The 20,899-nt window shown below is 45.0% G+C and carries 23 protein-coding genes; 15 read left to right on the top strand and 8 right to left on the bottom strand.

The window, feature by feature from the left end; translation table 11 throughout:
• Positions 1-47 precede the first annotated feature (47 nt).
• Genes ACE1TF_RS08650 through ACE1TF_RS08630 form a run of 5 tightly spaced genes read left to right on the top strand, consistent with a single transcriptional unit; the run spans position 48 to position 4,624 of the window.
• Positions 48-1,034 carry a tripartite tricarboxylate transporter substrate binding protein gene (locus ACE1TF_RS08650; protein WP_042403194.1) on the top strand — a complete coding sequence of 329 codons (987 nt, stop codon included), beginning with the start codon at positions 48-50 and terminating at the stop codon, positions 1,032-1,034.
• Positions 1,035-1,052: 18 nt separating this feature from the next.
• On the top strand, positions 1,053-1,484 hold the full coding sequence (locus ACE1TF_RS08645; protein ID WP_042403192.1) for a tripartite tricarboxylate transporter TctB family protein: 432 nt from the start codon (positions 1,053-1,055) through the stop codon (positions 1,482-1,484).
• 12 nt (positions 1,485-1,496) lie between these two features.
• Positions 1,497-3,002, top strand: a complete 1,506-nt coding sequence (locus ACE1TF_RS08640) for a tripartite tricarboxylate transporter permease (protein ID WP_375015960.1) — start codon at positions 1,497-1,499, stop codon at positions 3,000-3,002.
• A 9-nt stretch (positions 3,003-3,011) separates the two neighbouring features.
• Positions 3,012-3,974, top strand: coding sequence for a sugar kinase (locus ACE1TF_RS08635; RefSeq protein ID WP_042403189.1), 963 nt, complete (start codon positions 3,012-3,014; stop codon positions 3,972-3,974).
• 11 nt (positions 3,975-3,985) lie between these two features.
• Positions 3,986-4,624, top strand: coding sequence for a bifunctional 4-hydroxy-2-oxoglutarate aldolase/2-dehydro-3-deoxy-phosphogluconate aldolase (locus ACE1TF_RS08630; protein WP_375015957.1), 639 nt, complete (start codon positions 3,986-3,988; stop codon positions 4,622-4,624).
• 66 nt (positions 4,625-4,690) lie between these two features.
• Here ACE1TF_RS08630 and ACE1TF_RS08625 read toward each other — a convergent pair whose 3' ends face one another.
• From ACE1TF_RS08625 to ACE1TF_RS08615, 3 genes are all read right to left on the bottom strand, one after another.
• A complete protein-coding gene (locus ACE1TF_RS08625) occupies positions 4,691-5,614 on the bottom strand; it encodes an AEC family transporter (RefSeq protein WP_375015955.1) in 924 nt (307 codons plus the stop codon).
• A gap of 61 nt (positions 5,615-5,675) precedes the next feature.
• A complete protein-coding gene (locus ACE1TF_RS08620; protein WP_042403184.1) occupies positions 5,676-6,908 on the bottom strand; it encodes an aminopeptidase in 1,233 nt (410 codons plus the stop codon).
• A gap of 36 nt (positions 6,909-6,944) precedes the next feature.
• A complete protein-coding gene (locus ACE1TF_RS08615; protein ID WP_375015953.1) occupies positions 6,945-7,466 on the bottom strand; it encodes a gamma carbonic anhydrase in 522 nt (173 codons plus the stop codon).
• Between the two features lie 168 nt (positions 7,467-7,634).
• Here ACE1TF_RS08615 and ACE1TF_RS08610 point away from each other — a divergent pair, with 168 nt between their 5' ends.
• Together ACE1TF_RS08610 and ACE1TF_RS08605 are read left to right on the top strand one after the other, a co-directional pair.
• The gene (locus tag ACE1TF_RS08610) at positions 7,635-8,420 is read left to right on the top strand and encodes an alpha/beta hydrolase (protein ID WP_375015951.1); all 786 of its coding nucleotides are present in this window, start codon (positions 7,635-7,637) and stop codon (positions 8,418-8,420) included.
• Between the two features lie 21 nt (positions 8,421-8,441).
• Positions 8,442-9,509 (top strand): tetraprenyl-beta-curcumene synthase family protein, encoded by a 1,068-nt coding sequence (locus ACE1TF_RS08605; protein ID WP_375015949.1) that lies wholly within the window; start codon positions 8,442-8,444, stop codon positions 9,507-9,509.
• A gap of 98 nt (positions 9,510-9,607) precedes the next feature.
• Here ACE1TF_RS08605 and ACE1TF_RS08600 read toward each other — a convergent pair whose 3' ends face one another.
• From ACE1TF_RS08600 to ACE1TF_RS08585, 4 genes are read right to left on the bottom strand one after another with little or no spacing between them, the layout of a single operon-like run.
• Positions 9,608-10,075, bottom strand: a complete 468-nt coding sequence (locus tag ACE1TF_RS08600; protein ID WP_042403180.1) for a DinB family protein — start codon at positions 10,073-10,075, stop codon at positions 9,608-9,610.
• Between the two features lie 18 nt (positions 10,076-10,093).
• Complete coding sequence (moaC, locus tag ACE1TF_RS08595; protein ID WP_375015947.1) at positions 10,094-10,585, bottom strand: cyclic pyranopterin monophosphate synthase MoaC; 492 nt, start codon at positions 10,583-10,585, stop codon at positions 10,094-10,096.
• A 1-nt stretch (position 10,586) separates the two neighbouring features.
• On the bottom strand, positions 10,587-11,165 hold the full coding sequence (gene mobA / locus ACE1TF_RS08590) for a molybdenum cofactor guanylyltransferase (RefSeq protein WP_375015945.1): 579 nt from the start codon (positions 11,163-11,165) through the stop codon (positions 10,587-10,589).
• Entirely contained in the window at positions 11,162-11,650 is a 489-nt protein-coding gene (locus ACE1TF_RS08585; protein ID WP_042403177.1) for a MogA/MoaB family molybdenum cofactor biosynthesis protein, read from the bottom strand. The genes mobA and ACE1TF_RS08585 overlap by 4 nt, the downstream gene beginning before the upstream one ends.
• Before the next feature lie 93 nt (positions 11,651-11,743).
• On the opposite strand from ACE1TF_RS08585, the gene moaA reads away from it, so the two are divergent.
• The 5 genes from moaA to ACE1TF_RS08560 are packed head-to-tail and all read left to right on the top strand — an operon-like array spanning position 11,744 to position 15,265.
• Positions 11,744-12,763: a GTP 3',8-cyclase MoaA gene (moaA, locus tag ACE1TF_RS08580; protein ID WP_375015942.1), complete on the top strand. Its 1,020-nt coding sequence runs from the start codon at positions 11,744-11,746 to the stop codon at positions 12,761-12,763.
• 59 nt (positions 12,764-12,822) lie between these two features.
• Positions 12,823-14,106, top strand: a complete 1,284-nt coding sequence (locus tag ACE1TF_RS08575; protein ID WP_375015940.1) for a molybdopterin molybdotransferase MoeA — start codon at positions 12,823-12,825, stop codon at positions 14,104-14,106.
• Complete coding sequence (gene mobB / locus ACE1TF_RS08570) at positions 14,073-14,618, top strand: molybdopterin-guanine dinucleotide biosynthesis protein B (RefSeq protein ID WP_375015938.1); 546 nt, start codon at positions 14,073-14,075, stop codon at positions 14,616-14,618. Before ACE1TF_RS08575 ends, mobB begins: the two co-directional genes overlap by 34 nt.
• The gene (locus ACE1TF_RS08565; protein ID WP_375015936.1) at positions 14,590-15,033 is read left to right on the top strand and encodes a molybdenum cofactor biosynthesis protein MoaE; all 444 of its coding nucleotides are present in this window, start codon (positions 14,590-14,592) and stop codon (positions 15,031-15,033) included. The genes mobB and ACE1TF_RS08565 overlap by 29 nt, the downstream gene beginning before the upstream one ends.
• Positions 15,026-15,265 (top strand): MoaD/ThiS family protein, encoded by a 240-nt coding sequence (locus ACE1TF_RS08560; protein ID WP_375015934.1) that lies wholly within the window; start codon positions 15,026-15,028, stop codon positions 15,263-15,265. Before ACE1TF_RS08565 ends, ACE1TF_RS08560 begins: the two co-directional genes overlap by 8 nt.
• Positions 15,266-15,298: 33 nt before the next feature.
• Here ACE1TF_RS08560 and ACE1TF_RS08555 read toward each other — a convergent pair whose 3' ends face one another.
• Complete coding sequence (locus tag ACE1TF_RS08555) at positions 15,299-16,093, bottom strand: formate/nitrite transporter family protein (protein WP_375015932.1); 795 nt, start codon at positions 16,091-16,093, stop codon at positions 15,299-15,301.
• Between the two features lie 134 nt (positions 16,094-16,227).
• Between ACE1TF_RS08555 and fdhF the strand changes: the two genes are divergently transcribed.
• Genes fdhF through fdhD form a run of 3 tightly spaced genes read left to right on the top strand, consistent with a single transcriptional unit; the run spans position 16,228 to position 20,608 of the window.
• Positions 16,228-19,179: a formate dehydrogenase subunit alpha gene (gene fdhF, locus ACE1TF_RS08550; protein WP_375015930.1), complete on the top strand. Its 2,952-nt coding sequence runs from the start codon at positions 16,228-16,230 to the stop codon at positions 19,177-19,179.
• Entirely contained in the window at positions 19,179-19,820 is a 642-nt protein-coding gene (locus ACE1TF_RS08545; protein WP_375015928.1) for a helical membrane plugin domain-containing protein, read from the top strand. Before fdhF ends, ACE1TF_RS08545 begins: the two co-directional genes overlap by 1 nt.
• Positions 19,817-20,608 (top strand): formate dehydrogenase accessory sulfurtransferase FdhD, encoded by a 792-nt coding sequence (gene fdhD, locus ACE1TF_RS08540; protein ID WP_375015926.1) that lies wholly within the window; start codon positions 19,817-19,819, stop codon positions 20,606-20,608. The genes ACE1TF_RS08545 and fdhD overlap by 4 nt, the downstream gene beginning before the upstream one ends.
• Positions 20,609-20,899: the final 291 nt, after the last annotated feature.

Raw genomic sequence — 20,899 nt, 5'->3', positions numbered from 1 at the left:
AATAAGGAACAAAGGTGCAGTGAAACAGAATATAGGGGGAAGTTTTAATGAAAAAATATTTTCTAAGTTTAGGAATGCTTGTGCCAGTATTAGGTCTTGTAGCATGTGGCGGGGACGATTCAACAGATGCGAACGGCGAAGATGCTGCGGCTAATTTCCCAAGTAGTTCAATGGAAGTTATTGTTCCTTATGCTGAGGGTGGCGGAACAGATTTGGTAGCAAGAGCTTTTGCAGATTATTTGCAAGATGAAATTGGTGAGTCTGTGAGTGTGTCAAACCGTGAAGGTGGCGGTGGTGCAGTAGGTATGCAAGCAGGTGCAAACAGTACTGCGGACGGGCATTCAATGACACTCGTGACGGTCGAATTGTTAACGCTTCCTCATAGTGGATTAGCGGACTTAAATTATGAAGAAGATTTTAAACCTGTCGCTCTTCTTAATGAAGACTCAGCTGCTATCACTGTGCAAGCGGATTCTGAATACGAAACGATTGACGACTTTATTGAAGCGGTAGAGTCTGGTGAGAATTTGCAAATCGGTAACTCTGGAACAGGTGCGATCTGGCATTTGGCAGCTTCAGCATTAGAGCAAGAAATCGATGGTTCTTTTAACCATGTGCCGTTTGAAGGAGCTGCTCCAGCAGTGAACAACTTATTAGGTGGGCATATTGATGCCGTTAGTGTGAGTCCAGCTGAAGTGATTAACCAAGTGGAAAGCGGAGATTTACGCGTCCTTGCTGTTATGGCGGACGAGCGTGTGGACGCTCTACCAGATGTGCCGACATTAAGCGAATCTGGAATTGATCTGTCTATTGGTACGTGGAGAGGGATTACAGTGCCTGCAGACACGCCTGATGAGGTTGTTGACGTCCTCGCTGACGCTGCAGCAGCTACAGCCGAAAATGAAGAGTTTATCGAGCGAATTGATACGCTGCAACTCGGATATCGTTATGAAGATCCAGCAGGATTTACAGAGTTGATGAACGACCAAAATTCATTATTTGAAGAATTGATTCCTTCCTTAGATTTAGATTAATAGAAGGGGACGAGCCGGATGCAAAAACTTCATGCTAACCACGTGATTAGCCTATTATTACTCGTGTTTGCAGTCGCTGCTTTTATTATGGCTCAAAGTTTCAACTCATCGAGCGGGACCGCACCAGGTCCCGCCTTTTTCCCACAAGTTTTGAGTGTGTTGTTACTTGTGCTTGCCATTATTTTAGCCTTTCAAACACCCGCCAAGTCAAATAGCAAAATGAACATAAATGTTGTTCTTATTATGATAATATTTGGTGTCTATGTGTTTCTAGTTCAACCGATCGGGTTTGTTGTCTCTACTCTGTTGTTTACCGTCGGTTATTTACTTATTCTCGGTGAACGTCGTTGGTATTTTATCGTCCCAGCAGCAATTTTGTTGCCAGTTACGGTTTCATATGCATTTGAACAATTGTTAAATGTTCCTATTCCTCATGGGGTGCTTTATTAAGGAGGGTTTTAGATGAACCTGTGGGAAGGCTTTCTCGGTTTAGCAGATCCCATGATTCTGATATTATTAATTACAGGGGTTTTGCTAGGTGTAATCATCGGTTCATTGCCAGGCTTGACGGCTACAATGGGTGTTGCTTTATTCTTACCTGTAACGTTTGGTATGGAAGCTATACCAGGGTTATTGTTGTTAGTTGGGATTTACTTCGGTTCCATTTACGGGGGATCGATTGCTGCGATCTTATTAAACACACCCGGTACACCAGCAGCGGCAGCAACCGCAATGGACGGTTATGCAATGACCAAAAAAGGAGATGCGCGAACGGCTCTAAATGTTGCGGTCATTGCTTCAGGGTTTGGGTCAATTATTAGTGTCCTCATGTTGATCTTTCTTTCCCCACAACTCGCCAACATTGCGCTTAGTTTTAGTGCGCCTGAAATGTTTGGTTTAGCTTTATTTGGTCTTAGTATTATTTCTAGTATCGCTGGGTCATCGCTCGTGAAAGGGTTAATTGCTGGGGTAGTCGGTCTCTTGATTGCAACCATTGGTATGGACCCGATGACGAGTTATCCGAGATATACATTTGATCAACCCGTACTGCTAGAAGGTTTTGATTTTATCCCAATTATGATTGGTCTATTTGCGGTGTCTGAAGCTTTTATTATGGCTGACGATTACTTTAAGGAAAAAGGCGGACCGTTAAAAGTGACGGCCAAGTTGCTAAAAACGAATTGGCGGATAATGCCTAGGCTGTTTCCGACAATGACGAAATCATCGATTTTAGGGTCCTTAATCGGAATTATTCCAGGTGCAGGTGCAGACGTCGCTGCCTTTGTTTCATACAATGAAGCCCAGCGTTTTGCGAAAAAAGAAGATAAGGAACTGTTTGGAAAAGGGAATCCAAAAGGGATTGCAGCTGCTGAGTCTGGAAACCAAGGGGTAACAGGTGGAGCTATGGTTCCGCTACTAACATTAGGAATTCCTGGTGATGCAGTAGCCGCGGTCATGTTAGGTGCCTTTGTTGTTCAAGGAATTCAACCAGGACCGCAAATCTTTCAAACGAGCGGTGAGTTAATCTACATCTTGTTTGCGGGTATGCTTGTTGCCGCAGTCGTAATGGTCATTATTGGACTATTAGGCATTCGTTTATTTACAAAAGTGCTACTCGTTCCGAAGACATTAATGATTACGATCATTCTCGTACTTTCCACAGTCGGCGCGTTTGCCATTAATAACAACATTTTTGATGTCTACGTTGTTCTTGGGGCTGGAATCATCGGCTTCTTTATGAAAAAGCATGGGTTCCCTGCTTCACCAATCGTTCTTGCGCTCATTTTAGGACCGATGGCAGAAAGTGAATTTCGCCGTGCGTTAACGATGTCTGAAGGCAGTATGATGATCTTTGCTACACGTCCAATTGCAGCAACCCTTATTGTATTAGCCATTTTATCGTTATTCACGCCGTTATTTATGAAGTTATTTAAAAATAGAAAAGGAAAGACGGTTTCACACGATTAGGAGGCTTCTATGGATGTAGTAACGATTGGAGAGACGATGGTCGTTTTTGAAGCGGGGTCGCAAGGCCCACTTCGATACACGCATACGTTTACAAAGCGCCACGGTGGTGCAGAGTCCAATGTAGCCATTGGCATTCAAAGGTTAGGGCACTCTGCAAGGTGGATGAGCCAAGTTGGGGATGATGAACTTGGCCAGTACTTACTTCAGTCCATTCGTGGAGAAGGTGTTGATACGAACTTTGTAACAACATCACCAACTGCACCAACGGGTTTGTTTATTAAAGAATTCCGAAGACCAAATGAAGGTTCGGTACATTATTATCGTGCAGGTTCGGCAGCGAGCCAAATGAGTAGTGACCTGATCGATGAGGAACTGTTTCGCAATGCAAAGGTTCTTCACATTACAGGCATTACTCCTCTCATTAGTAAAAGCTGTGATGAGGTCATTACGAAAGCGATACACCTCGCGAAAAAATTAGGGTTATTCGTTTCTTTTGATCCGAACTTACGTTTTAAAATTATGGAAGTGTACGGTGAAGACCGAGCACGGGATCGCATGAGAGAACTCGCTGGATTAAGCGATTTGTTCCTCCCAGGCTTAGATGAGGCCGAGTGGATGTATGGGACAAACGATGAGTCAGAAATCGCGCATCGTGCGTTCCTAGACGGTGCGAAACAAATTGTCATAAAAAATGGTTCCACCCATTCCTATTATGCCGAGCGAGATGGAAAAAGTGGTTTTGTAAACAGTCATTCTGTTGATCGCGTCGTTGATCCGATTGGTGCTGGAGACGGTTTTGCTTCCGGTGTCATTGTCGGAATACTAGAGGAGATGACGTTGCATGACGCCGTCAACCTCGGTGCAGCGGTAGGTGCTTTAGTGGTGAGTTCACCGGGAGATATTGAAGGTCTACCTACGCGCAAAGAAGTAGACTTGTTTTTAAATCAAACGAGTAAAGACGTTTTACGTTAGGAGAGATCACGATGGAGAAAATTGATCAGTTACTCGAATCAGGCGTTGTGGCAGTGTTAAGGAAGCTGCCATTTGACAAGATTGAACATATTGCTCGTGCGCTCGTTGAAGGTGGTGTCACCGGTCTTGAAGTGACCGTTGACTCTGAGCGCGCACTAGAGGCTATCCAGAAGTGTAAGCAAGTGGCTGGGGATCGGGCTGTCGTTGGGGCAGGGACCGTGCTGAATGGTCAAGCTGCTCAAGAAGCGATTGACGCAGGAGCAGAGTTCATATTTGCTCCGATTTTAGATGAAGAAACCATCCGTGTTGCAAATGCCAACCGTGTGATCGTCATCCCCGGGGTATACACGCCGACAGAAGCGCACCAAGCTCACGTTTTCGGAGCAGACTTGGTTAAGATTTTCCCGGCAGATACGCTCGGTCCAGCTTTTATTAAAGGACTACAAGGGCCGCTTGGCCACATTAAAATGATGCCAACCGGTGGAATTGACGAAACAAACATTGCATCATATATTCAAGCAGGAGCAGTAGCTGCTGGAGCGGGCGGGGCACTATTAAAGAAATCGTTCATTGACGAGCAAGATTGGCAAGGCTTACGTGATCACGCAGCCAAGTTTGTAACGGCTGCTACGGGAGTCAAATCAAAATAATCACGAAGAAAAAACCCGGCACCTACTGGGTTTTTTCTTCGTGATTTACTAGGCGTCTTGTACATGTTAGAAGAGCACCGTCGACAAATAGATGAAAAAGGTGACGCTAATTGCGCTAAGAAGCGTAGTAAAAAGTACGATTTGCCCAGCTGTTTCTTGCAAAACATCGTGTTCTAATGCCAACGTAGCACTGTTACGTGACGTCGGCAATGCGCTGGCAATAAGCAGAGACTGTGCGATAATGCCATCAATCTGAAGCGTCCAAATGACAGCGAGGGCAACAGCAGGCCCGACAAGCAGTCGGCCAATCGTTCCCCATATGATGACGCGGTTCAGCTTACTCATTTTGATGAGGGCAATTTGTGCGCCTAGCAAAATGAGGGCGACTGCCATGAAACCATCTGCTAAATATTCGATCGGTGTTAAAAGTGGTGTTGGGATCGGTATGTTCCATACATTGAAAATAATGCCTAAGATCATCGCATGGATGACGGGCAGTCGTAACATGGCGATGACAATTTCAAGTCCACTTTTCGTAGCAGAGATGAGGTTGTATAGACCGTACGTGTACGTAAGAATGTTTTGAAAGATTAAAACGATAATTTGAACGCTCAACCCGATGGGGTTCGCTTGAAATAGCATCTGACTAATCGGCAATCCGTAATTTCCGGAATTCATTAGACCGATGCTGTTTTTAAGTATTGCCGATTGTTTTTGATCTAATTGCAACGATTTTCCGAGTAGTCCCGTAACGATCATCATGAGTGCGGTATAGATGATTAAAAACACGAGCACTTGGCCGAGCAGTTGGACGTCTAGCTCGGTTTGTGCGAGGTTAAGAAATACGGCAGCAGGCATAAAGCAGTACGTGAGTAGATTTGCCAGTGCCCGGATATTAAACTGAAACTTCTTTTGCATGAGAATACCAATGACCATTAACAATAAAATCGGAAAAATCACATCAAGAAATACAGACAAAAAGTAGCCCATTGCAGGAACTCCTATTCACAAGGAAAAGCACCCTCGTCAAGAGGGTGCCCGTCACAAAAGTTTAAATCGCCCAAGCGCCTTTTCTAAAGACAGGTTCACGTGTACCATCTTCATGAAGGCCATCAATATCCATATCCGCATTTCCCATCATGAAATCGACATGCGTAATGCTTTGATTAATGCCTTTATCTTCAAGCTCTTCTTTGGACATGTCTTTTCCACCTTCGATGTTAAAGGCGTATGCACTTCCGAGCGCTAAATGGTTCGAAGCATTTTCATCAAACAGTGTATTGTAGAAGATAATATTCGTATCCGAGATCGGGGAGCGATGTGGAACTAGCGCCACTTCGCCAATATATTTTGATCCCTCGTCACCTTCCAAAATTCCTTTGAGCGTAGCTTCACCTTCCTCAGCTCGGTAGTCCACAACTTTTCCATCTTTAAACGTGAGCGTGAAGTTCGTAATAAGCGTTCCACCGTAATTTAGCGGCTTTGTGCTCGTTACAGTTCCGTTTACTCCGGTTTTCTTAGCAGCAGTAAACACCTCTTCAGTTGGAATGTTGGCAACGAAGTTAACGCCTGCTTTGCTTTCACTTCCACCAGATGCCCAAATGTGGGACTTTGGAAGCTCAATAACGAGATCAGTGCCTTCGGCTTTATAATGCAAAGCGTGGAACTTCTTATTGTTCAACGTTTGTTGCTTTTCATCTAATGTGGCCAGGTGGTTTTTCCAAGCGTCAACAAAATCAGGCTCATGCATGCGCGTTGCAGAGAAAATGGATGACCATAATTCATCAACTGCTTCTTCTTCACTCGAGTCAGGGAAGACTTTCTTTGCCCACTCTGGTGAAGGGACGGCAACAATAGACCAGCTCACTTTGTCGGATTGGATATAGCTACGGAACGTTTCTGACGCTTTACCAGCCGCTTTTTGTTGCGTGGCTACGTGTTCAGGATTCGCATCTTTTAAGAGATCAGGGTTACCTCCTGTAATACTTAAGAAAGCAGCGTCGTCCTCTGCCGCTTTTACAAGGGGATCCGCTTTCCATTGAGGAAACTCGGAGAAGGCTTCGTCAGGTGCATACTCAAACTTAATGCGAGTCGCTTCTTCGTCATTCCATTCAATATGTACATTTTTAGAGCCCATCTCATAAGCACGCTTCGTTAAGGCACGAACAAAAGGGGCAGCATACATCGGAGTGCGTACATAGAGTGTTTGTCCTTTTTGCAAGTTTACGCCTACTTTTAGTGCGAGATCTGCGTAATTTTCAAGGTTTTGCTCGATCGTTGTCATCGGTCTGTCTCCTTTATTCATTTTTTTTAGTATACACTAGTTTTTCTCAGTAATTGCACGGTATTGCTTTCCGCGTTCAACATACGTATCACGTACACGTTTCATCTCTTCTAAGTCCTCTTCAGAAAGTTCACGTACCACTCTAGCTGGACTGCCGAGGGCAAGGGTTCTTGGTGGAATGGTTGTCCCGGGTGTGACGAGAGCTCCTGCACCGATAAACGCTTCTTCACCTACTTCGGCTCCATCTAAAACCGTTGCTTTCATGCCGACGAGTGCGCCTTTTTTGATCGTACAACCGTGAAGGGTTACTTGATGACCGACACTCACATCATCTTCGATAACAATCGGATTACCAGGGCTTTGGTGAATCATGCTGAGATCTTGGATGTTTACTCGCTTCCCGATCGTTGTGTGGTCCACATCGCCACGAATAACCGTATGAAACCAAATGCTTGAATCTTCTTCAATGGCTACGTCGCCGCTAATCACGACGCCATCTGCGATATATACACTCGGATGAACGTTCGGGGACATTTCCTTAAATGGATAGATATACATCAAAAATCTCCTTTCTCTATCGTCAGTGTATCAGAAATTACACGTGATCATGTGCGAAATGCTTCAATTGCTAGAGGAAAGGTCAAATCATACAGATGGCAGATGAAAAATCTGCCCACATATGGTCTAATAGAAAGAAAGGTGTCGTTTTATACGGGAGGAATCAACATGCGCATTTGGGAAGCTGAACATGCCATTGGTGTGATTGTCATTGTTCATGGTGCAGGAGAACATTATGGACGTTACGACTGGCTAATTGAGCGGTTAAATCGTGAGCATTTTCATGTTGTCGCCGGCGATTTGCCAGGGTACGGGCGAACGAGAGGGAAACGGGGTCACGTCGACCACTTTCAACAATATATTGATACGGTTCACCATTGGTACAAAGAAGCGGTAGCGTTTGAGCTGCCGGTATTTCTATTTGGTCATAGCATGGGGGGACTCGCGGTCATTCGCATGATGATGGAAAAGCAACTGCCGGTTCGTGGTGTGATTTTATCTTCACCATGTCTTGCGTTGTATGATCCACCAAACAAAGCGCTGACAGCAGCCGCAAAAACAATGCACCGAATTGTCCCGGGATTAAGTTTTAAAAATGGCATTCGAGCTGAGCATGCGACGAGAAGTCCAGAAGTGCGTACAGAATTTCTTAAAGATGAACTGTTTGTACATACGGTTTCTGTTCGTTGGTATCAGGAACTGTCAAAAGCGATGAAAGTGAGCTTAGACCACGCGTACGAATTTCCAAACGTGTCACTTCTTGTCCTACAGGCTGGAGAAGATTACCTTGTGGACAAAACTGCTGCTCATGAATGGTTTAACCGGCTAAGAATTGAAGACCGAGCGATGAGAGAATGGCGAGGTTTGTATCATGAACTGTTTAATGAACCAGAGCGTGAAGAAGTGTTCCGTTTTATGTTATATTTCACATGGCAAAGACTTGGTAGACTTTAAGTTGAATGAGGAGAGTGTCCGATGAATTTTCATGTTCCGACCAAGCCATGGTCGATTCTTTACCGAACATATAGAGAAACCATTCCTGAAGTACATCAGCAGCTAGAATCTTGGAAAAGGTTAGCCGATGAAATTCCAGAACAAGAATTACGTAATCAAGCGGTATGGACGATTGATGATAAAGATTTCCATTGTGAAGGTGGGAGTGTGCTCGCGCTCCTTGCTGGCGGCAATAAAGAGGCATTTATTCGATTTTTATGTGCCTACCAGACCATTTGTGATTACTTAGATACGCTTTGTGACAAAAATGACTCACAAGACCCAGATGATTTCAGAGCGTTACACGATGCGCTACTTGATGCATTAACGCCAGGTGAACCGACGAAAGATTATTACCGTGTTCGAGGGGGTCACGATGATGGCGGCTATTTGCATGAGCTCGTTAAGGAATGTCAACAAACGCTAAAAACGTTCCCAGGTTATCCGGCGATGAAAAGTGCAATGAAAGAGCTCGCCCAGTACTACGTAGACTTTCAAGTGTACAAGCATGTGCCTGAGGATGAGCGTGAAGGGCTACTCATTGCCTTCTATGAAGAACATGCCGAGAAGTATCCGGAGTTGCGTTGGTATGAGTTCGCATGTTGCGCCGCTTCGACGCTCGCTCTTTATTGTTTGGCTGCCTATGCAGCTGCAAAGCCGCGCACCGAGCAAGAAGCAGAGAAACTAAAAAAAGGATATTTTCCTTGGATGCAAGGCGTTCACATTATGCTGGATTACTTCGTTGACCAAGAGGAAGATTTTGAAGAAGAGGAAATGAACTTTGCGGCTTATTATACGAGTGAAGATGAAATGGTCGAGCGGTTTCACTTTTTAGATGAAAAGGCGAGCCATTACCTTACAGGACTTCCAGACGAATCTTTTCACCGAAAGATCAAGCAAGGTTTATATGCGATCTATCTTTCTGATGGCGATGTGCAAAACAACTTGGAGATGAAGCATGCAGCGAAGCGCTTGATTGGTCTAGGTGGTGCTTCAACAAAATTCTTTTATTACAATAGCTGGGTATTCAGAAGAAGAAATAAGAAATAGTGTTCTACAATGAAACACGTGCCGCATTCAAACCGAATGCGGCACGTGTTTTTTCGATTATGGAGTTCTATTCTGAGCCAACCGATCTTAGTATTCACCTATGAATTAGGGGAGTCCACAGAACGGTCGCTCAAAAACTGACGAATTTGTAATAAGTGATGCTCATCATGTTCTAGAAAGTCATGGCGAAGTTGTTGGATCGTATATGGCACGTCTTCCAACCCTTCTCGGATTGTGAAGACGAGTGAATCTGGATGCTTTGAGAAGGCAGTAATGAGCTTACGCCGTTGCCTTAAAAATTGTTGAAGCACCTCTTTCGGTGATCGTCTTTGAATTTTCTCCATCGCTTTTTGATTAAACTCATCATGACTAGGAAATTCGGGTAATGACACGCTCTCCTCGATATATGGCAAAACGTGTTCACATAAATAGCCGTCCCAATAATACATATGACCAATAATTTCTTTAATCGACCACTTTTCTGGGGCGATGGGGGCCGTGAGTGTCGTGTCATTCAATCGACATAACTGGGTCACTTCATCGTTTATAAACGCGTCATGTTGCATAAAGGGAAACTCCTTTCACTATTGTTTTCGAGGATGGTGGAAATCTCCTTTTTTTCCACCTGTCTTTTCTACGAGGTATGTTTCTTCGATAATCATTGCTTTGTCCACAGATTTACACATATCATAAAAAGTTAGTGCCGCCGCTGTTACCGCCGTCAATGCTTCCATCTCAACACCCGTACTCGCATCAACAGTGACAACTGCAGTAATGGACAATAAGTAATCATCTCCATCTCGTTCATAAGTAAAGTGGAGATCTGTTCCTTGCAACATAATCGGATGGCACATCGGAATCCACTCCGACGTTTTTTTGGCGGCCATAATGCCGGCAACTTGAGCGACGGGAAGGGGGTCTCCTTTTTGAATGCTGTCAGAATGAATCGCTTCATAAAGTGTTTTTGATAAACGGACTCGACTTGTCGCCGTTGCTGTACGCACTGACGGCTGTTTTTCTGAAATATTGACCATCTGGGGTCGGCCTTGGTCATTGTAATGAGAAAAATCTTTCATCTTAAAAACTCCCTTGCCAATCATGTTCGGAATTGATGTTTAAAAATCCTTTTTCTTCGTCTGCAAAAGCAAGATATTTTGTTGATGAAGCGTCATAAAGCGCACCCATATGGTCAGCATGTTCAATGATTGTTTCGAGTGTGTGTAATGTTCGCCGATGGTATAGCGCATGCAATGGTTGTGCACGTCCTTTATGAATGGGAAGAACGATGTCTGCTTCTACGTCTTCAATTGCAGTATTTTGGAGGGTGAGTAGCAGTTCTCCGTGAATCATCGGTAAATCTCCTGCGAGAACTTGAAACCATTCACCGGGTTCGTTTTTGAGCGCATGAAATCCATGATAGAGCGCACGTAACGGGCCACCGTGAGCTTGTGGTTCAACGATTACAGAGTGTCCAGCTCGTTGAAACGTTTCGGCTAGCTGCTCGTTCGTCACAATCGAATAATTCGTGATGTTTGCGGCTTTTAAGGCGCGCACACTGCTCATGTAAAGGGGCTCATTGTCGAATGTTTCAAATAGCTTTTGTTTTCCGTAGCGGCTTGACTTGCCTCCAGCTAGAATCAGACCCGTGACGTTCATTTTCGTAATTCCCCAGTTAGATGAGGCAAAATCGGTAAGATGAGTTCTCTCATAGCCAACTGAACAGCATTTGTCGAACCAGGTAAACTAAAAATGCTCGTTTGCTCGACAGACCCTGCGATTGCATTGCTCAGCATAGATTTTGGGCCAATTTCTTCGAAACTTTGGAGTCGAAATTGCTCTCCGAATCCTATCATCTCTTTCTCTAGTAGCTGTTTGATTGTCGAATGCGTCTGATCACGTCTGCTCATTCCTGTACCACCATTCGTAATGATCACATCCACAAGCGGATCTCTCACCCATGCGTTTATCTGTTCTTGAAGTTGGAAGGGATCATCTTTCATCATTTTATAATAAACAACTTCGTGCGTCGGCTTTAGTAACCATTGAATGGTTTGACCGCTGCGATCTTCAGCGAAGGACCTCGTATCACTAAGTGTTAAAATGGCAACGGATACGCCAGTTGCGTCATGCTCATGATGCATTTTCTTTTCTCGCCTCACTCTCACTATGTTAAACTGTTAGAAATATTTACCTTATCTACTCTTATAGTACGTGAGGTAAGGAGGGATCGTAAAGTGGCAAGAAGCGAAGTTCACGATCAGTTAGACAGGCCACTGAAAGATTTGCGCATCTCAATTATGGATCGCTGTAACTTTCGCTGTACGTATTGCATGCCGAAAGAAGTGTTTGGACCAGATTATGCGTTCATGGATTCCGAAGAGTTGCTCTCTTTTGACGAGATTGTGGAGTTAGCAACCGCGTTTGCTCATTTGGGGGTAAATAAACTCCGGATTACGGGTGGGGAACCTTTGCTAAGAAAAGATGTGGCTCAATTAATCCATCGTTTAGATGGGATTGACGGTATTGAAGATATTGCACTGACGACCAATGCCGTGATGCTTCCACGATTGGCACAACCGTTAAAAGAGGCAGGCTTACGTCGCGTTAATATTAGTTTTGATGCGTTGTCTGTTGCGACGTTCCAACAGATGAGTGGTCGAAAGACGAAGCCTGAGGCAGTCATACGAGGCATCCAGGCGGCAAAAGAAGCAGGATTAGGCGTGAAAGTGAACATGGTTGTGCAAAGAGGGGTCAATGAACATGAAGTCATTCCAATGGCACAATTTTGTAAAGATGAGCGAGTAACCCTTCGGTTCATTGAGTTCATGGATGTGGGTCAAACGAATGGATGGGATTTCTCTCAAGTCGTATCTAAAAAGGAACTCTATGAGCGTGTTTCCACAATCGCACCCCTTCGGGCACAAGAAGAAGACTACTTCGGTGAAGTCGCTTCTCGCTATGCTTACGAGGACGGCTCAAATGTAGAAGTAGGGTTTATCTCTTCTGTCACGGAGACGTTTTGCGGGACGTGTACGCGGGCACGGTTAAGTGCAGACGGCAAATTGTTCACCTGTTTATTCTCAGAACGAGGTACGGACCTAAAATCTGATGTTCGAAACGGGATGTCTGCCACACAACTTCGAGAGCGAATTCGCAGTATATGGAATCTTCGAGCGGATCGCTATTCAGAATTACGAACGAATGAATCAGCAAAGCAACGTAAAAAGATTGAGATGTCCTATATTGGAGGGTAATGGTTCGCAATTGTCCGCTCTCTCTAACAATTAATATAAAGAAAGAAGGTGTGGAATTAGTGGTAGAAATTCGCAAACCCATTCGAATTGCCGAAGCCGTTGGCAAAGTGATGCAGTATGAACTGTCGGAACGAGTCGATCATGTTCCTTTGTTGGAATCAGATCATCGTTTTTTAGCAAAAACACTCGTTGCAGACCATGATGTTCCTCCATTTGACCGTTCGCCATACGACGGTTATGCGGTGCGTTCCACCGACACGAGTACAGCGAATCGAAACGAACCAGTCACACTGTCAGTCGTTGGTGAAATTGGTGCGGGCACGGTTTACCCGAGAACGGTCCAAGCGGGTGAAGCGGTGCGGATTATGACAGGGGCAAAGATTCCCGACGGTTGTGACGCCGTCGTGATGCTAGAGCTCGTGAATGAAATCAACGCCGAGGAAATATCCCTCGTCCGTCCGCTTTTGCACAATGACAACATTAGTTTTCAAGGTGAAGATACGCGAAAAGACGAATCTCTCGTTCAAAGGGGAAGCTTTATTCACCCAGGGGTCACAGCTTTGCTCGCGACGTTTGGTTATGATGTTGTTCCAGTCGCGAGAAAGCCTAAAGTTGGCATTCTTGCTACGGGTAGTGAACTGCTAGATGTGCATGAGCCTTTGTCTCCAGGGAAGATTCGAAATAGCAATGCTTACATGGCAGCGGCTCAAGTGAAGCGCGCAGGTGGGGAACCGGTTATGTTCGGTAAACTTCCAGATGATCTCGACCAATGCGTAACCGCAGTATCTGAACATTTACAAGAAGTAGACGTCATGATTACGACAGGAGGAGCTTCTGTCGGTGACTTTGATCTTGTGCCAGCCATTATTGAGCGTTTAGGAGCGGACACACTCTTTAACAAAGTAGCGATGAGACCGGGTAGTGTCACAACGGCAGCCGCTGTGGAAGACAAGCTTATGTTCGGATTGTCTGGTAACCCAGGCGCTTGTTATGTCGGGTTTGAAGTGTTTGTCCGTCCCCTCATCCGCAAGGCTTTAGGCACGAAGTTTGCACACTTACAGAGAAGCAAAGGCGTTCTCGGTGTCGATTTTCCTAAGCCGAACCCGTTTACACGCCTCGTCCGTGGGGTGATTGAAGAGTCAGAAGGTACACATATTGTCCGTCCTTCGGGGTTAGATAAGTCTGGGTCGGTCATTTCACTCGGTGAAGCGGATGTGTTCATCGTCTTACCAGGAGGCACAAGGGGATACGAAAAGGGAATGGAAGTGGACTTGTTATTTTTAGAGAATCAAAAAGGCAGTGAGTGGCCGTGGGACAACCTTGTCGCATCATACAAGTCGTAGGCTATAAAAACGCTGGAAAAACGACATTAATTGAACAAATTACGCGGGAGTTATCGTCGAAAAACGTTACGGTAGGTGTCGTCAAACATCATGGACATGGCGGTGAGCTTGCAAAGAGCACAGATAGCGCACGTTTTTTCCGAGCGGGCGCTTCTGTCAGTCTTGTTGAAGGAGAGGGTCATGTGCAAATTGACGTACATAACAGCACTTCTTCACTTGATGCGTTGATTCAACTCCAACAACAGCTGCAAAAAACGAGCTGCGTTCTCGTTGAAGGGTGGAAAAGAGAGGATCGGTATGCTTCGATCGTCATCATTCGAGACGAAGCCGATTTCCATTTGTTAAAGCGTGATCACATCGTGACCGTCATTACCCATGTGCCCATCGACCGTGGTCTAGACGTGCCTGTTTTTGATTATGAAAACGTACATGCGTACGTGAGCTACATTGTCCACTACATCATGAAAGGAGGAATTGGCAGAGATGTTTCAACTGACGAAAGAACCGATTGACATCCAACCACTGATCGACGAAGTGTCACACCGTAATGCTGGGGCGGTATTAACGTTTCTAGGCACGGTTCGTGAACTAACGAATGGCAAACGTACGGTGAAACTTGAATACCATGCGTACGAATCAATGGCTCAAAAAATGCTCCAAAGAATTGGAGACGAAGTCAAAGGAAAGTGGCCGGATGTAAACATTGCGATTACTCATCGCCTCGGTGTTTTGCATATTTCAGAAGTAGCAGTGGCGATCGCTGTTAGCTCACCGCATCGTAAAGATGCTTACGATGCAAATGCTTTTGCGATGGAGAGAATCAAAGAGATGGTCCCGATATGGAAAAAAGAGCATTGGGATGATGGCACAAGTTGGATTGGAGACCAACAAGAGGAGAATGGGAGGGAGGAAACGGCCCATGGTTGAAATTCTTTTCTTCGCTTGGATTGGAGATAAGGCGGGTGAGAGTCGCATTAAAGCAAGTGTTGATGGCTACTCTGTGCAAGAAGTGAAGAGTTGGGTGGAGCAAAAGTATCAACTAGGAACTGGCGCACTAAGCAAAACGATGACCGCAATTAACGAAGAGTTTAGCGAAAATGATGACCGTGTACAACATGGCGATACGTTAGCGCTAATCCCCCCAGTAAGTGGAGGATAAAAAAACCGGCAGCGTAAGCTGCCGAGTCGTTAATCAAGCTTCTCTTTTAATTTCACCTTGCTTTTTGTTGCTAATATAAAAATAAAGACCACCAACAAATAATGCTCCACCAATAATGTTGCCAATCGTCACAGGAATCAAATTATGCACAAACCCTGCCCAGGTTACTGTGTCAGGGCCACCGTGCATGAGAGCAATGCCAAGAATAGACATATTCGCAATACTATGCTCTAAGCCTGCGGCGATAAATGCAAAGATAAGCACAAAAATTAAAAACAGTTTTGCAATGTCACCTTCAGCGCGAAGTGATGTCCAAATCGCTAAACAGACGATCCAGTTACACAGAATTCCACGGAATAAAAGTTCCATTGCCGGCGCATTCATTTTTTCAGCCGATAGCGAGAACATGTAGTGATGCTCGGGCACGTTTTGAAAGATGCCTGTCATGACAATAAGTACCGTGAAGAATGCTGCGCCGATAAAATTTCCAACATAACTCCACAACCAGATGATCGATGTTTGTTTCCACGTCGTCACTTTTGATAATGAACTAACCGTAAAGATAAGGTTGTTGCCCGTAAAGAGTTCAGAGCCTGCCCAAAGAACGAGTGCTAGAGCGATCCCGAATGTGGCACCGGTTAAGATGTCTAAAAAAGGAGAGCCTGCTGCTTGCAAAGGACCTCCTACAGAAAATAACACGATGGTTCCGATACCGACATAAGCGCCTGCTAAAATTGAGGCGATCAAATAACGAAGCGGTGAATCGGTGAACAATTGATATTTTCCTTTTGCTTGGTCGTTCAACGTATGTATGGTGTCTTTATACATGGTGTCCTCCTATCCGAGTAGAGTCTATATACCCAAAAGTAATCGTTTTAAAACGATTTGAAAATGTTTGAACCTAGAAAGATCAGGGAAAAAGTTGGAAAGTTCACGTTTGCATAAAGAGAGGGGAATATAAATTGAGCGAACATTTGAACGTAACGGTAAATGGCAGACAGGAGAAGGTCTCAACCGAGGATTCAGTTCTTAATTATTTGACGAAAAAAGACATTCAAATTCCAAGTTTGTGCTATCATCCGAGCCTTGGGGCAATCGAGACATGTGACTCATGTATCGTAAAAGTGAACGGGGAATTTGTAAGGGCTTGCTCGACGCCAATTAAAGACGGTGATGTCATCGAGTCTGCAGGAAGTGATGTGCACGAAGCACAGCTGATTGCCATGGATCGAATGCTTGGAAACCATGAATTGTATTGCACAGTGTGTGATTTTAATAACGGCAATTGCGAGATACATAACACAGTCAAAGAGATGCGCATTAGCCACCAAGAAACACCTCACACGAGTAAAGAAGCTCCTGTTCAAAGAAACGCATTTTATCGCTATGACCCCGATCAGTGTATTTTGTGCGGAAGATGTGTTGAAGCTTGTCAAGACGTCCAAGTGACCGAGACACTATCGATTGACTGGAACTTAAAACGTCCACGAGTAATATGGGACAAGAACACTTCGATCGATGATTCCTCATGTGTAAGTTGTGGACATTGCTCAACCGTGTGTCCATGTAACGCGATGATGGAAGTTGGCATGGAGAAAGAAGCGGGTTTCTTAACGAAAGTAAACGATGAAACGATGAAACCGATGGTCAACATTACGAAAAATGTGGAAACGGGTTACGAGTCGCTCATGACGATTTCAGATTTAGAAGCGACGATGCGTGAAGAGCGAATTGAAAAGACGAAAACAGTGTGCACGTATTGTGGTGTTGGCTGTGCTTTCGATGTCTGGACAAAGGACCGTCAAATTCTAAAAGTGGAACCTCAGCAAGAAGCACCTGCAAACGGCATTTCCACATGTGTAAAAGGGAAATTTGGTTGGGACTATGTGAACAGTGACGAGCGCTTGACGAAACCACTCATTCGTGAAGGTAATGCTTTTAGAGAAGCAGAATGGGAAGAAGCACTGGACTTGATCGAGAAGAAGTTCAAGAAAACAGCGAAGCAAAAGGGGTCTGATGCACTCGCGTTTATATCCTCATCAAAATGCACGAACGAAGAATCATACCTTATGCAGAAGTTGGCACGGTCAGTCATCGGCACGAACAACATCGATAATTGTTCGAGATATTGTCAATCACCCGCAACGATGGGGTTATGGCGCACCGTCGGTTATGGAGGAGACTCCGGAGGAATTGGCGATATTGCGCAGTCAGGACTTGTCATCTCCATCGGTTCCAATACCGTTGAGTCACATCCAGTATTAGCGACACGTGTAAAACGTGCACAAAAACTGAACGGACAGAAAGTGATCGTCGCCGATTTGCGGAAACACGAACTTGCAGAACGAGCGGATTTGTTCGTAAAACCAGCGCCCGGCAGCGACCTCGTTTGGCTATCAGCAGTGACGAAATACATCATTGACCAAGGGTGGCATGATACCGAGTTCCTCGCACAACATGTGAACAACGTGGACGAGTATTTGAACAGTCTTGATTTGTACACACTCGACTACGCTGCTGAAGTCACGAACATGAGTAAAGAAGAGCTAATTCGAATCGCAACGATGATTCACGAAGCAAAGACGACCTCGGTGCTTTGGGCGATGGGCGTAACACAGCACGGGGGTGGAAGTGACACGAGTACAGCAATTTCTAACATGCTTCTTGTGACCGGTAACTACATGAAACCAGGTGCAGGTGCGTACCCACTTCGTGGACATAACAACGTACAAGGGGCGAGTGATTTTGGTAGCATGCCAGACCGTTTCCCTGGCTACCAATTTGTTACGGATGATGATGTTCGTGATCGGTTTGCAAAGAAATGGAACTCAGAGCTTTCAGCTGAACCTGGCCTAAATAACCATGAGATGGTTGACGCTATCCATGAAGGAAACTTGGAAGTCCTCTATATTAAAGGGGAAGATATGGGGATTGTCGATGCAAATATTAACTATGTACAAGAAGCCTTTGAAAAGCTGAAATTCTTTGTCGTTCAAGATGTATTTTTTACGAAAACGTGTGAATATGCAGATGTCGTATTGCCAGCGAGCCCAAGCCTTGAAAAAGAAGGAACATTTGTCAATACGGAACGTCGTTTTCAACGGTTATACCAAGTGCTTGAACCCCTTGGGAATTCCCGTCCGGATTGGAGAATCATTCAAGACATCGCGAAGCGTTTAGGTGCGGATTGGAATTACACACACCCGAGCGAGATTATGGAAGAAGCTGCGTCGTTAACGCCATTGTTCGCGGGTGTAAGCTATGACCGTTTGGAAGGCTATAATAGTTTGCAATGGCCTGTGGCTGCTGATGGCACAGATACACCGCTCCTGTTTACAGACGGATTTCCTTTACCTGAAGGGAAAGCAAGACTTTGGCCAGTAGAGTGGACCCGACCGCTAGAATTCGAAGAAGAGTATGATTTGCATGTGAATAACGGGCGACTTCTTGAACATTTTCACGAAGGGAATATGACGTATAAGTCTGAAGGTATTTCAAGCAAGACACCGAAAGCCTTTTTGGAAGTTTCGCCTGAACTTGCGAAAGAACGTGATCTAACAGACGGTACAAAGGTGCGCTTAACATCTCCTTACGGAAGTGTAAAAGTTGATTGTGTCGTCACCGATCGTGTCGTCGGTAAACAAGTGTACTTGCCAATGAATACGTCTGGTGAAGGAGCGATTAATTACTTGACGAGCTCCCACTCTGACAAAGATACAGATACACCAGCATACAAAGAAATCTCGGCGAAGATGGAAGTGTTGAAGCCTAGAGGGGAGCACCCATTGCCGAGGAAGAATCATCGTTTTGGTAACCCGCAACCGCAAATTGGCGTTAATGTTGAACAGAAATGGGCAAGGGCAGACTACACATTCCCAGGCGACATCGTGAAAGAGAGGAGGGCGAAGCGCTAATGGCAAAAGCGACGAAGGTGATTCACAAGCTAGAAATTGATCCGGCTGTCCAACGTGAGAACGACCGACGTGAAGTGGAAGATCTATTAATTAATAACAAAGAAGTACTTCGCGATGCGCTAGAAGTATTGGACAGACTAAAAGAGCACGAAGTGTTTGAAATGATGAATGCAGGACTTGGTCAGAGTGATAAGCTCTTGCACAGAATCGTTACTGCTGTTGATGATCATAATACAACCCGTTCAATTAAAAATGCGTTGCTTTTGTTTGAGCTGTTAGGCACACTAAACATGAACGAAATCGAGCCTCTTGTTCTCAAGGTGAACAAAGGAATTTCAAAGGTTGCAGACTATGAACATGCCAATCAAAGAGGCGGCTATACCGCACTAATTGGTGCATTGAAAGACCCTGAAGTAATTGAAGGGATGAACGTCCTCGTTGCGCTCGTGAAAGGAATGGGCGTTGAACAAGATTCGAAAGAGTTGATCGAACCCCAACTGGAAAGAATGAAGCATCCAGAAAAAGAAATGAAAACAAGAAGCTCCGTGCAAAAAAATAAGCAGACGCCGCCACAATGGGTAGGGTTCGCTTTTGGAGCTGCTTGCTTTTTGCTCCCATTTCTTCTTAGGAAGATTAAATGACAAGCACAACAACAAGAGAGATTGTACGGTTTCATGGCGACCAACGTGAAACCGTACAGGATACGATCGCAAGTGAAATGCCTGTAACGATTAAGATAAACGGGGAAGAATTTGTGACCCTCATCTGTTCGCCGACGTATATTGAGGACATGGCGATTGGATTTCTCGCTTCAGAAGGGGTCATTAGCGGATATTCCGATGTAAAAACGTTACGTGTAGATGAGGGCGAAGGGTTTGTTCACATTTATCTGCACAAGGAAATTAGTCGGCTGCACCAAGACATGCAAACGAAACGCTACATCACATCCTGCTGTGGGATGAGCCGGCAAAGTTTAATTTTTGCGGCAGATGCTAAAACCGCAAAAACGATGCATTCCAGAAACGTTCAAATCACGAGCGGGCAATGTTACGCACTTATGGAAGCCTTGCAAAAGCGAGCGGACGTTTTTAAACATACCGGTGGTGTGCATAATGCAGCAATTGCAACAACGGATGATATTGCACTCATGCGTTTGGATATTGGCCGGCACAACGCATTGGACAAGCTATACGGTCATTGCTTACGTACCAATATTTCGCTTGAGAACAAACTGTTAATTTTTAGCGGAAGACTTTCTTCTGAAATCGTTCTAAAAGCAGCCAAAATCGGGTGCGAGATGATTTTGTCTAAGTCCGCTCCAACAGAACGGGCATTAGAAATTGCCGAAGAGCTCGAGATCACCGCCATCGGCTTTATCCGTAAACAATCAATGAATGTATACACGATTCCCGAACGAGTCGTAAACTGAAAGGGTTGCTCTTTATGAGCGACCCTTTTGCGTAGAAAAGAGATTTACGGAAGATTAGAAGTAGTGTGTTGATCCATCTAGTGTGAACTTTAGGTTTTCGTGATTGCGCAGTTTGTTGTTGCTTTCCACTGCAGGCGGATGCTTGCCGCGGAGGACCGGCCGAGCCTCCTCGGTCTTACGACCTGCGGGGTCTCGTCTCGGCCCTTCTTCCGCAGGCGTCACCGCCTTTCGTTCCAATCAACGGCACTGAATAGGCTACGTTTCTGAACTGGGGTTGCTCAATTTTGGCAT

The organism is Geomicrobium sp. JSM 1781026, assembly GCF_041949955.1.
Lineage (GTDB): Bacteria > Bacillota > Bacilli > Bacillales > Marinococcaceae > Geomicrobium_A.
This window is presented reverse-complemented; position numbering and strand designations above follow the sequence as displayed.

Coding starts and splice junctions, on each gene's coding strand:
- ACE1TF_RS08610 (WP_375015951.1), top strand. CDS start 7,635: ATGCGCATTTGGGAAGCTGAACATGCCATTGGTGTGATTGTCATTGTT.
- ACE1TF_RS08565 (WP_375015936.1), top strand. CDS start 14,590: ATGTTTCAACTGACGAAAGAACCGATTGACATCCAACCACTGATCGAC.
- ACE1TF_RS08600 (WP_042403180.1), bottom strand. CDS start 10,075: ATGCAACATGACGCGTTTATAAACGATGAAGTGACCCAGTTATGTCGA.
- ACE1TF_RS08560 (WP_375015934.1), top strand. CDS start 15,026: ATGGTTGAAATTCTTTTCTTCGCTTGGATTGGAGATAAGGCGGGTGAG.
- moaC (WP_375015947.1), bottom strand. CDS start 10,585: ATGAAAGATTTTTCTCATTACAATGACCAAGGCCGACCCCAGATGGTC.
- ACE1TF_RS08650 (WP_042403194.1), top strand. CDS start 48: ATGAAAAAATATTTTCTAAGTTTAGGAATGCTTGTGCCAGTATTAGGT.
- ACE1TF_RS08640 (WP_375015960.1), top strand. CDS start 1,497: ATGAACCTGTGGGAAGGCTTTCTCGGTTTAGCAGATCCCATGATTCTG.
- ACE1TF_RS08605 (WP_375015949.1), top strand. CDS start 8,442: ATGAATTTTCATGTTCCGACCAAGCCATGGTCGATTCTTTACCGAACA.
- ACE1TF_RS08585 (WP_042403177.1), bottom strand. CDS start 11,650: ATGCATCATGAGCATGACGCAACTGGCGTATCCGTTGCCATTTTAACA.
- mobA (WP_375015945.1), bottom strand. CDS start 11,165: ATGAACGTCACGGGTCTGATTCTAGCTGGAGGCAAGTCAAGCCGCTAC.
- fdhD (WP_375015926.1), top strand. CDS start 19,817: ATGACAAGCACAACAACAAGAGAGATTGTACGGTTTCATGGCGACCAA.
- ACE1TF_RS08555 (WP_375015932.1), bottom strand. CDS start 16,093: ATGTATAAAGACACCATACATACGTTGAACGACCAAGCAAAAGGAAAA.
- ACE1TF_RS08630 (WP_375015957.1), top strand. CDS start 3,986: ATGGAGAAAATTGATCAGTTACTCGAATCAGGCGTTGTGGCAGTGTTA.
- ACE1TF_RS08625 (WP_375015955.1), bottom strand. CDS start 5,614: ATGGGCTACTTTTTGTCTGTATTTCTTGATGTGATTTTTCCGATTTTA.
- ACE1TF_RS08635 (WP_042403189.1), top strand. CDS start 3,012: ATGGATGTAGTAACGATTGGAGAGACGATGGTCGTTTTTGAAGCGGGG.
- ACE1TF_RS08620 (WP_042403184.1), bottom strand. CDS start 6,908: ATGACAACGATCGAGCAAAACCTTGAAAATTACGCAGATCTCGCACTA.
- ACE1TF_RS08645 (WP_042403192.1), top strand. CDS start 1,053: ATGCAAAAACTTCATGCTAACCACGTGATTAGCCTATTATTACTCGTG.
- ACE1TF_RS08545 (WP_375015928.1), top strand. CDS start 19,179: ATGGCAAAAGCGACGAAGGTGATTCACAAGCTAGAAATTGATCCGGCT.
- ACE1TF_RS08615 (WP_375015953.1), bottom strand. CDS start 7,466: ATGTATATCTATCCATTTAAGGAAATGTCCCCGAACGTTCATCCGAGT.